Genomic DNA, 9,152 nt, shown 5'->3' with positions numbered 1-9,152 from the left:
TTTGCGCCGTGTGTTGTTCAGACGGCCTCTATGCCGGCGGTCAGGATGTATTTCATTTCCAGATATTCGTCCAGGCCGTAGCGCGAGCCTTCGCGGCCTATGCCCGACTGCTTCATTCCGCCGAAGGGGGCGGCGGCGTTGGAGAGTATGCCGGTGTTGACGGCGGCCATGCCGTATTCGAGTGCTTCGGCCACGCGGGTGATGCGGCCGATGTCGCGGCTGTAAAAATAGGCGGCCAGGCCGTATTCGGTGTCGTTGGCCAGCCCTACGGCTTCTGCTTCGCTGTCGAAGCGGAACAGCGGGGCGAGAGGGCCGAAGATTTCTTCACGGGACACGGCCATTTGCGCGTTGGCATCCGCGATGACGGCGGGCGTGAGGAAGAGGCCGTCTGAAACGCCGCCGCAGAGGATACGGCCGCCTTTGGCGGCTGCGTCGTCGAGCAGGCGGCGCACGTTGGCGGCAGCATCGGCATCGATCAGCGGGCCGATGTCGGTGTCGGGGCGGGTGCCGTTGCCGGTTTTCAGACGGCCTGCGGCGGCGGCGAATTTGGCGGCAAATTCGTCATACACGCCGCTTTGTATATAAAAGCGGTTGGCGCAGACGCAGGTTTGGCCGGCATTGCGGAATTTGGCGGCCACCGCTCCCTGCACCGCCGCGTCGATGTCGGCATCGTCGAAAACGATGAAAGGGGCGTTGCCGCCCAGTTCGAGCGACACTTTTTTCACGGTGGCGGCGCATTGCGCCATCAGGGTGCGCCCCACTTCTGTGGAGCCGGTAAAGCTGAATTTGCGCACCCGCGCATCGCCGGTGAGTATGCCGCCGATGGCGCGGGAGGAGCCGGTGATGACGTTGAACACGCCGGCGGGAATGCCCGCCCGCTGCGCCAGCTCGCCCAAAGCCAGCGCGGAGAGGGGCGTTTTCGAGGCGGGGCGCACGATAAAGGCGCAGCCTGCCGCCAGCGCGGGGGCGGCCTTGCGGGTAATCATGGCGTTGGGGAAATTCCAAGGGGTAACGGCCGCACACACGCCGACGGGCTGGCGGATGACGGTAATCCGCTGGTCGGTGCGGAGCGCGGGGACGGTGTCGCCGTAAATCCTTTTGGCTTCTTCGGCATACCATTCGATATACGACGCGCCGTAGGCAATCTCGCCTTCCGCTTCGGCCAGCGGCTTGCCCTGTTCGGCGGTGAGGATGGCGGCGAGGCTGCTGCGCTGTTCGGTAATCAGGTCAAACCAGCGGCGCAGGATGCGGCTGCGTTCGGCGGCGGGGCGTGCCGCCCATGCTTTCTGCGCGGCGCAGGCGGCGGCAACGGCGGATAGGGTTTCCGCTTCGCCCATGTCGGGCACGCGGGCGACGGTGTCGCCGGTGGCGGGATTGGTAACGGGCAGGGTGCGGCCGCTGTCGGCATCACGCCATTGCCCGTTTATCAGGCAGCGGGTCTGCAAAAGGGCGGGATCGGCAAGCTGCATGGCGGTTTCCTTTCAAAAAGGTGGGATAAGGCGGCACTATACGCGCGATTGCCGCGCTTGTCTGTGCGGGGGCGCGGCGCATGACAGGCCGTCTGAAAAGCCGCATATTCGGGTTTTCAGACGGCCTGTTTGTCAGTCGGCAAACGGTTTTTGCTGCCAGTAAAACCGTTTGGGTGCGGCGGGACGGACGCGGATGTCGGTGCCGCCGGTGTCAAACTGCCACGCGCCCTGGCGGTCGGTGCGCAGGAGGCGGATGCCGTGGGCGGAGAGGCGGGTTTGCACTTCGCGGGCGGGGTGGCCGTAGGGGTTGCCGAAGCCGGCGGAGGCCACGGCGTATTGCGGCGATACGGTGTTGAGGAATGCGCCGGAGGATGCGCTGCGGCTGCCGTGGTGGCCGAGCACCAGCACCTGCGAGTAGAGGCTGCCGCCGTAGCGGCGGATGAGTTCGGCTTCGCCGCGCGCGTCCAAATCGCCGCCGACCAGCACGGCCGTGCCTCCGGCGACAACGCGCAGCACGCAGCTTAGCCCGTTGTCGCCCGCTCCGCCCGCGCCGGTGTCGAGAAACTCGAAGCGTACGCCGTCCCATTGCCATGCCTGTTCGGCGCGGCAGCTTCGCGCCTGCGGGTAAAACTCCGGCTGGCCGGCCAGTACGGCGCGGGGGGAGAGGGCGGCGGTAAGGAGGGCCGCGCCGCCGTCGTGGTCGGTATCGTGGTGGGACAAAACCAGTATGTCCGGCCGCCGCAGGCCTGCGCCGCGCAGGGCGGGCAGGGTCTGCATCTGTGCCGCGCCTTCTGTGCCTGTGTCGAACAGCAGGCTGTGGGAGGCCGTCTGAAAATACACCGACAGCCCTTGCCCGACATCGAGGACTGTGGTTTTCAGACGGCCTGTTTCGGGCGGGGCGGGGCGGTAAAACACAAAACCGGCCAGCACCAGCACGGCCCACGGCCGCAGCCCCGCGCCGCGCGGCAGCAGGAGGATGCCGCATGCGGCTGCGGCAAGCGGCAGCAGCAGCGGCGGGGCGGCGGCCACACCCCATTCGGGAGCATAACGCGCCGCCCACGACAAAACGTGCAGGGTTTGCCCGCCCAGCCATGCTGCCGCGTATTGCAGCGGGTAAACGGGCAGCAGCGAGGCGGCCAGCGCGAGGGGGACGAGTATCCACGAAAACCAGAGAATGGCCGGCGCGTTGGCTACGGGTGCGGCGGGAGGGAGGACGGAAAACAGGCTGCCCGCCGAGGGGACGGTGGCCAGCGTTGCCGCCCATTGGCCGCGCAGGGCGGCAGCGGCAGGTTTGCGGCGGCCGGTGCGCCATGCGTCTGCCCACAGCAGTGCGGCAACAAGGCCAAACGACAGCCAGCTTCCCGCCGAGAGCGCTGCGGCGGGATCGGACAGCAGCACCAGCGCGAGCGCAAACCACCAGCCGCGCCATGCGGAGGCCGTGCCGCCGGCGAGCCATGCCGCCGACACGGCGACAATCATCAGCAGCGAGCGCACGGTGGGCACGGCGAAACCGGCCAGTCCGGTGTAAAACAGAGCCGCCGCCGCACCTGCTGCCGCCAGCCATGCTTTCGGGCGGCGCGGGGTAAAAGGCAGCCGCAGCAGCAGCGGCTTGGCGAGCCATGCCGCCATCAGCGCAACCATCGTAACGTGCAGGCCGGAAACGCTGACGAGATGGTTCAGCCCCAGCGGACGGAAGGCCTGCCACCATTCGTCGCGCAGCGCGTCCTGTTCGCCCACGGACAGGGCGCGCATCAGTGCCGCGCCGTCGGCGGTTTCGGGTGGCAGATGCCGCCAGTTTGCGCTGATTTTTTCGCGCAGACGCAGCAGGCCGTCTGAAAAAGCGTTGGTAAAACCGCCCGGCCATGCCGCAACCTGCCGTTCCGCGCCCGCCGTGCCCAAAGCGTCGATGCTGTTGGCCAATGCCCACGCTTCGCGGTTGAAGCCGCGCAGGTTGCTTTCGCCTACGGGGGAGCGCAGGCGCACGTTCAGCCGCCAGGTGCTGCCTGCCGGCCAGTCGCGGCGGCGGAAATCGGCAAGCTGTATGCGGTAGCGTTGTCCGTCGGCGGCCAGCGCGTCGGCCCGGAAGCGTACGCGCCGCCCGTCGTCCTGCGGCAGTCCGGCCACGTGTACGGTCATGGCAACCGTGCTGCCCTGTTTTTCAGACGGCCAGCGTTGTGCGAGTGCGGTTTCGGTGCGCCACACGCCCCACAACGCGCCGGCAAGGAATACGGCCGCCCACAGCCCGCTTTTTCTGTGCCGCCAAAACACCGCTGCCGTGCAGCAGAAAGCCGCCGTCCAAAGGGCGGGCGGCGGCACGGCGGGCAGGGCGAAGGAGAGGACGACTCCGGAGGCAAAGGCGGGCAGCAGGTAAAACGGCATGGCGGCTCAGCCTTCCGATTCGGACAGGCCGCCGTGTTTCCGGCGGCGGAAAGTGCCGCCGGCAGGCCGGGTGGCGGCGCGGACTGCGGCCGCAGATGGGAAGCCTGCTGCGGTCGGGTGCGGGATGCGGGGCAGCATGGGGTATTTGGAAGAAATCTGCCTGCCGTTGTGCCGCAGCTTTTGCCCTGCGGCCCGGGCGGGATGGCGGCGGGCAGGGCAGGAACGGTATTCGGGCGGCGTATTTTCCCGTGCGGCAAAACGGCTGCTGCCATACGGAAAACCGTACAGACGGCAGCCGTTGCGTTTGCGGGGGATAAGGTGGATGCCCATAGTCGGCTTCGGAGGTGATGGTGAATGCGGACAGGCCGTCTGAAAAAACATTTTGGGGTTACAGGATGGCGGCTGCGCCGGAACCGCGTTTTAACTTTGTTGAAGCTGCGCTTTCAGACGGCCTTTTTCTTCTTGGCGGCCTGCTGGACAGGCTCGGCTTTGCCTTTGCCTTTGGCAGTTTCGGCAGCGGGTTTGGCCGGAGTCAGGCCGAGGCGGTGCAGGGTGTTTTGCAGGACACGGTGGCCGCTGTCGATGCTTTGCCCTTGTTTGAGGATTGCGCTGGCTTCGTCTTTCCTGCCCAGCGTCCACAGGACTTCGCCCAGGTGGGCGGCAACTTCTGCTTCGGGCTGTTCTTTGAAGGCGTATTGCAGGTAGGGCAGGGCGGCTTCGGCATCGCCTTTGAGGAAGTAGGCCCAGCCCATGCTGTCGTTGACGGCGGGATCTTCGGGCATTTGCTCGAAGGCCGCGCTGATAAGGACGAAGCCTTCGTTGATTTGCGGCTTGGACAGCGTGATGAGGGTGTAGCCGAGGGCGTTTTGGGTGTTGGGGTTGCCGGGGACGAGTTCGAGGCAGCGGCGCAGGTCGGCAACGGCTTTTTCGGGCTGGTGCAGGCGGTCGCTGTATACGAGGGCGCGCTGGTAAAGGATGGTGGCGAGGGTTTCGGCATCGGCTTTTTGCCGTACGGCGCGTTCGTAGAGGCGGTTAAGGGCGGCGAGTGCCTGCTGCGGGGCGGGAAGGCGTGCGGCGGTGAGGGTTTCGATGCGGTCGAGGTGGGTGGTGTCGAAGAAGCGTCCCTGTTTGGCGGTCATTTTGCGGGCGCGGCGCACTTCGGCGGCTGCCTGCTGCCATTTGTGTTCTTCGGCATCGAGCGAGGCGGTCAGGACGGCTTTGTCGAAGGCATAGTCGGCGGCGTGGATTTTTGCCACCCATTTGCGGGCGGCGGCGAAGTTTTTGTTGTCGGCGTTGCGCAAAACGGCGATGACGGCGGCGCGGCTCTGCTGCTCCTGTGTGCCGGTTTGGTAGGCTTTGGTCAGGTAGCCTACGGTTTCTTCGAGGGGGGCTTTACGGTTGGAGGAAAGCAGGGCGGCCTGGATGTAGAGGTCGGCGCTGGGGCGTTTGTCGATCAGGTGTTGCAGCAGGCGGCCGGCCTCTTCTTTTTTGCCGGCGTAAATCAGGGCTTCGATTTGCAGCTCCTGCCAGACGGGGGAGAGCTTTTCGGTGTCGGTTTCGGCGAAGAAGCGGTTGATGGTGTCCGGCTTGCGCTGGCCGATGAGGCGCATGGTGATGTAGGTGGGCGGCAGGATTTCGCTGTCCAGTTGCGCAAGGCGTTGCAGGGCGCGTACGGCGGCATCGGGTTTGTCGTTGAGTGCGCTGAGGATGGCGTCGGCGATGACGGCATCGGGTTTGTCCTGATGGGCGGCGGCGTGTTTGTGGACGGTGTCTTCCATGATTTTCGCCACTTCGGGGTTTTGCGCGGCGATTTGGGCAACGAGGAGGAAGATGCGGCTGCGCTGGCTCTCGTCTGCACCTGCGAGGGCGGCATCAAAGCCGTCGCGGGCGTTGGCATAGTTGCCGCGCACCATGTCGCGCATCCAGGTAATGCGTTGCAGCGCGGGGCCGGGGGCGGGTTCGATTTTGAGCCAGCTTTGGTAAACCTGTTCGGCATATTGGTAGGCACCGAGGCCGACGGCCATGTCGATGGCGCGTTCGGCCACTTCGGGATCGCGGGTGCGTTCGAGCATGGCGATGTAGGTGCCCAATGCCGTGCCGGGATCGCCTTTTTGCAGGGCAAGTTCCGCGCTGAACAGGGTAAAGGTGTCGTTGGTATGGCGGACGACGGCTTCGCGGCGGGCGGTTTCGGCTTCGTCCATACGGATATGGCCGACGCGGGCGACTTTGGCGACAGGCTGTTTGATTTTGCCCGCAGCGTGCAGCACGGGGACGGACAGCAGGATCAGGGCGCAGGCGGCAGCAGTAAGTTTGGGTTTTCCGGCAGGCATATTTTTTCCTTGTGCAATCGGCCGCCGGGAAAGGGTTTTCAGACGGCCTGTAAGGAGACGGGGAAAGCAACTCTAACACAGCGGGGGAAGCTGCGGCGGTAAAAAACCGCGCCTTCGGCGGCGAACGGGCGTTCTGTCAAAAGGCGCGGTTTACGGCGTGAAACGGGTCAGGCAAGTTTGCCGTGGCACTGTTTGTATTTCAGGCCGCTGCCGCAGGGGCAGGGTTCGTTGCGGTGGACGACGATGCCGCGTCCGGCGAGTGCTTCGGGCGAGTAGTCTTCCTGATCTGCGTTCGGATCGAAGGCTCCGGCCACCAAATCGGTGCGCGACTGCGACAGGATTTCTTCCATATCGGGCGCGTCGGCGTGGACGGCATGGGCGTGCAGATCGGAGAGTTCGGCGGGTTCGCTTTCTTCGGCAATATTTTCGTCCATTTGGATTTGGACGGAGCTGAGGAAGGAGGCGATTTGGTATTTGATGCCGTTCCACAGGTTTTGGAACATTTCAAAGGCTTCGCGCTTGTATTCCTGCTTGGGGTTTTTCTGGGCATAACCGCGCAGATGGATGCCCTGGCGCAGGTAGTCCATCGCGGCGAGGTGGTCGCGCCATTGACCGTCGATTACCTGCAGCATGACGTTGCGCTCGAAACCCTGCATTTCTTCGCGGCCGACAAGTTCGGTTTTGCCGGCGTATTCCTGCGAGGCCTGCGCAATCAGGCGTTCTTTCACGTCTTGGTTGTCGAGGGTGTTGTCGTCTTTGAGCCAGCCGCGGATGTCGGCACGGATGCGGAAATCGGCGGCAAGCCGTGCTTCGAGCGTGGGCAGATCCCATTGTTCTTCCATGCTTTCGGGCGGCATATGCGTATCCACTACCGAGGCGATGGTTTCTTCGAGAAACTCTTGGGCCATTGCGGAGATTTCTTGCGAAGACAGGATGTCGTTGCGTTGGAAATAGATAACTTTGCGCTGGTCGTTGGCTACGTCGTCGTATTCCAAAACCTGTTTGCGCATATCGAAGTTGCGGCCTTCGACTTTGCGTTGCGCTCCTTCGATTTGGCGGGTAAGCATACCGGCTTCGATGGCCACGCCGCGTTCGGGTGCAAGGCGGTTGAGGATGGCGGCGGCGCGGTCCAGAGCGAAAAGGCGCAGCAGCGGGTCTTCAAAGGAAAGATAGAAACGGCTGGAACCTGGGTCGCCCTGGCGGCCTGCGCGTCCCCGGAGCTGGTTGTCGATGCGGCGGCTTTCGTGGCGTTCGGTACCGATGATGTGCAGGCCGCCGGCTTCCATAACTTTGTCGTGTTCTTCCTGCCAGCCGTTTTCCAGCTTGGCGATGCGGGCGGCTTTTTCTCCTTCGCTGAGGCTTTCGTCGGCAAGGACGGCTTCGGACTGGTGTTTGACGTTGCCGCCGAGGACGATGTCGGTACCGCGTCCGGCCATATTGGTGGCGACGGTAATCGCGCCGATTTTGCCGGCCTGCGCCACAATCAGGGCTTCGCGCTGGTGTTCTTTGGCATTCAGTACGTTGTGCGGGATGCCTTCGCGGTCGAGCAGGGTGGAAACCAGTTCGGAGTTTTCGATGCTGGTGGTGCCGACCAGCACCGGCTGGCCGCGTTTGTAACATTCGATGATGTCTTTGACGACGGCTTCGTATTTTTCTTCCGACGAACGGAAAATCTGGTCGTTGTAGTCTTTGCGTTGGACGGGGCGGTTGGTGGGGATGATGACGGTTTCCAAGTTGTAGATGCTTTGGAACTCGAATGCTTCGGTATCGGCGGTGCCGGTCATGCCTGATAGTTTGGTATACAGGCGGAAGTAGTTTTGGAAGGTAATGGAGGCCAGTGTTTGGTTTTCGCGTTTGATTTCCACGCCTTCTTTGGCCTCCACCGCCTGATGCAGGCCGTCGGACCAGCGGCGGCCGGACATCAGGCGGCCGGTAAATTCGTCGACGATTACGATTTCGCCGTCCTGAATCACATAGTGCTGGTCTTTGTGAAACAGGGAGTACGCCCGCAGCGAGGCCATCAGGTGGTGCATCAGGGCGATATTGGACACGGAATAGAGCGAATCGCCTTCTTCCAAAAGACCCATGCGGTTCAACACGGCTTCTGCGTGTTCGTGTCCGGCTTCGCTCAAAATCACGCTGTGGTTTTTTTCGTCCACCCAGTAATCGCCTTCGCCTTCTTCGCTTTCCTGGCGGAAGAGCTGTGCGGGAACCTGGTTCATGATTTGGTACAGGCTGACGTTGTCGTCGGCCTGTCCCGAAATAATCAGCGGCGTACGTGCTTCGTCAATCAGGATGGAGTCCACTTCGTCCACTACGGCGAAGTTGAGATCGCGCTGTACTTTCTGCTCCTGCGAGGTAACCATATTGTCGCGCAGGTAGTCGAAACCGAATTCGTTGTTTGTGCCGTAGGTAATGTCTGCAGCATAGGCATTCTGCCGCTGGTAGGGATCCAAATCGCTGATGATCACGCCCACTTGCAGGCCGAGGAAATTGTACAGCGGCTCCATAGTGGCGGCATCGCGCTGTGCCAGATAGTCGTTGACGGTTACCACGTGTACGCCTTTGCCGGAGAGTGCGTTCAGGTAGACCGGCAGCGTTGCCACCAGCGTTTTACCTTCACCCGTACGCATTTCGGCGATTTTCCCGTAGTGCAGCACCATGCCGCCGATCAGCTGTACATCGAAATGGCGCATACCCAGCACGCGGCGCGAAGCCTCGCGGCAGACGGCGAACGCTTCGGGCAGGATGCTGTCCAGATCCGCACCTTCGGCGATACGCTGCTTGAATTCGGCCGTTTTCGCCTGCAAGGCGGCATCGTCCAATTCCTGCATCTGCGTTTCCAGCGCGTTGATTTTCGCAACGGTTTTCCGATACTGTTTCAGCAGGCGGTCATTGCGGCTGCCGAAGACTTTTTTGGCTAATTGAGTGAGCATGGTAAGAAAATTCCTGAACCTTGTAGGTTTTTCAAAGG

General features: G+C 63.0%; 5 protein-coding genes. All 5 read right to left on the bottom strand.

Features of this window, described 5'->3' with window-relative positions; translation table 11 throughout:
* Positions 1-17: 17 nt before the first annotated feature.
* Positions 18-1,469 (bottom strand): NAD-dependent succinate-semialdehyde dehydrogenase, encoded by a 1,452-nt coding sequence (locus DYE40_RS10130; protein WP_115308992.1) that lies wholly within the window; start codon positions 1,467-1,469, stop codon positions 18-20.
* A gap of 132 nt (positions 1,470-1,601) precedes the next feature.
* A complete protein-coding gene (locus DYE40_RS10125) occupies positions 1,602-3,848 on the bottom strand; it encodes a DNA internalization-related competence protein ComEC/Rec2 (protein WP_115308991.1) in 2,247 nt (748 codons plus the stop codon).
* Positions 3,849-3,854: 6 nt separating this feature from the next.
* A complete protein-coding gene (locus DYE40_RS10120; protein WP_115308990.1) occupies positions 3,855-4,178 on the bottom strand; it encodes a hypothetical protein in 324 nt (107 codons plus the stop codon).
* A 113-nt stretch (positions 4,179-4,291) separates the two neighbouring features.
* Positions 4,292-6,178, bottom strand: coding sequence for a tetratricopeptide repeat protein (locus tag DYE40_RS10115; protein ID WP_115308989.1), 1,887 nt, complete (start codon positions 6,176-6,178; stop codon positions 4,292-4,294).
* A gap of 167 nt (positions 6,179-6,345) precedes the next feature.
* On the bottom strand, positions 6,346-9,114 hold the full coding sequence (gene secA / locus DYE40_RS10110; RefSeq protein ID WP_115308988.1) for a preprotein translocase subunit SecA: 2,769 nt from the start codon (positions 9,112-9,114) through the stop codon (positions 6,346-6,348).
* Positions 9,115-9,152: the final 38 nt, after the last annotated feature.

This window comes from Kingella potus, from assembly GCF_900451175.1.
Lineage (GTDB): Bacteria > Pseudomonadota > Gammaproteobacteria > Burkholderiales > Neisseriaceae > Neisseria > Neisseria potus.
Note: the sequence above shows the minus strand (reverse complement) of the source record. Positions and strands in the feature narration are given on the sequence as shown.

Bases quoted from the DNA above. Each gene is read 5' to 3' on its own strand.
- DYE40_RS10115 (WP_115308989.1), bottom strand. From the start codon at position 6,178: ATGCCTGCCGGAAAACCCAAACTTACTGCTGCCGCCTGCGCCCTGATC.
- DYE40_RS10120 (WP_115308990.1), bottom strand. From the start codon at position 4,178: ATGGGCATCCACCTTATCCCCCGCAAACGCAACGGCTGCCGTCTGTAC.
- DYE40_RS10125 (WP_115308991.1), bottom strand. From the start codon at position 3,848: ATGCCGTTTTACCTGCTGCCCGCCTTTGCCTCCGGAGTCGTCCTCTCC.
- secA (WP_115308988.1), bottom strand. From the start codon at position 9,114: ATGCTCACTCAATTAGCCAAAAAAGTCTTCGGCAGCCGCAATGACCGC.
- DYE40_RS10130 (WP_115308992.1), bottom strand. From the start codon at position 1,469: ATGCAGCTTGCCGATCCCGCCCTTTTGCAGACCCGCTGCCTGATAAAC.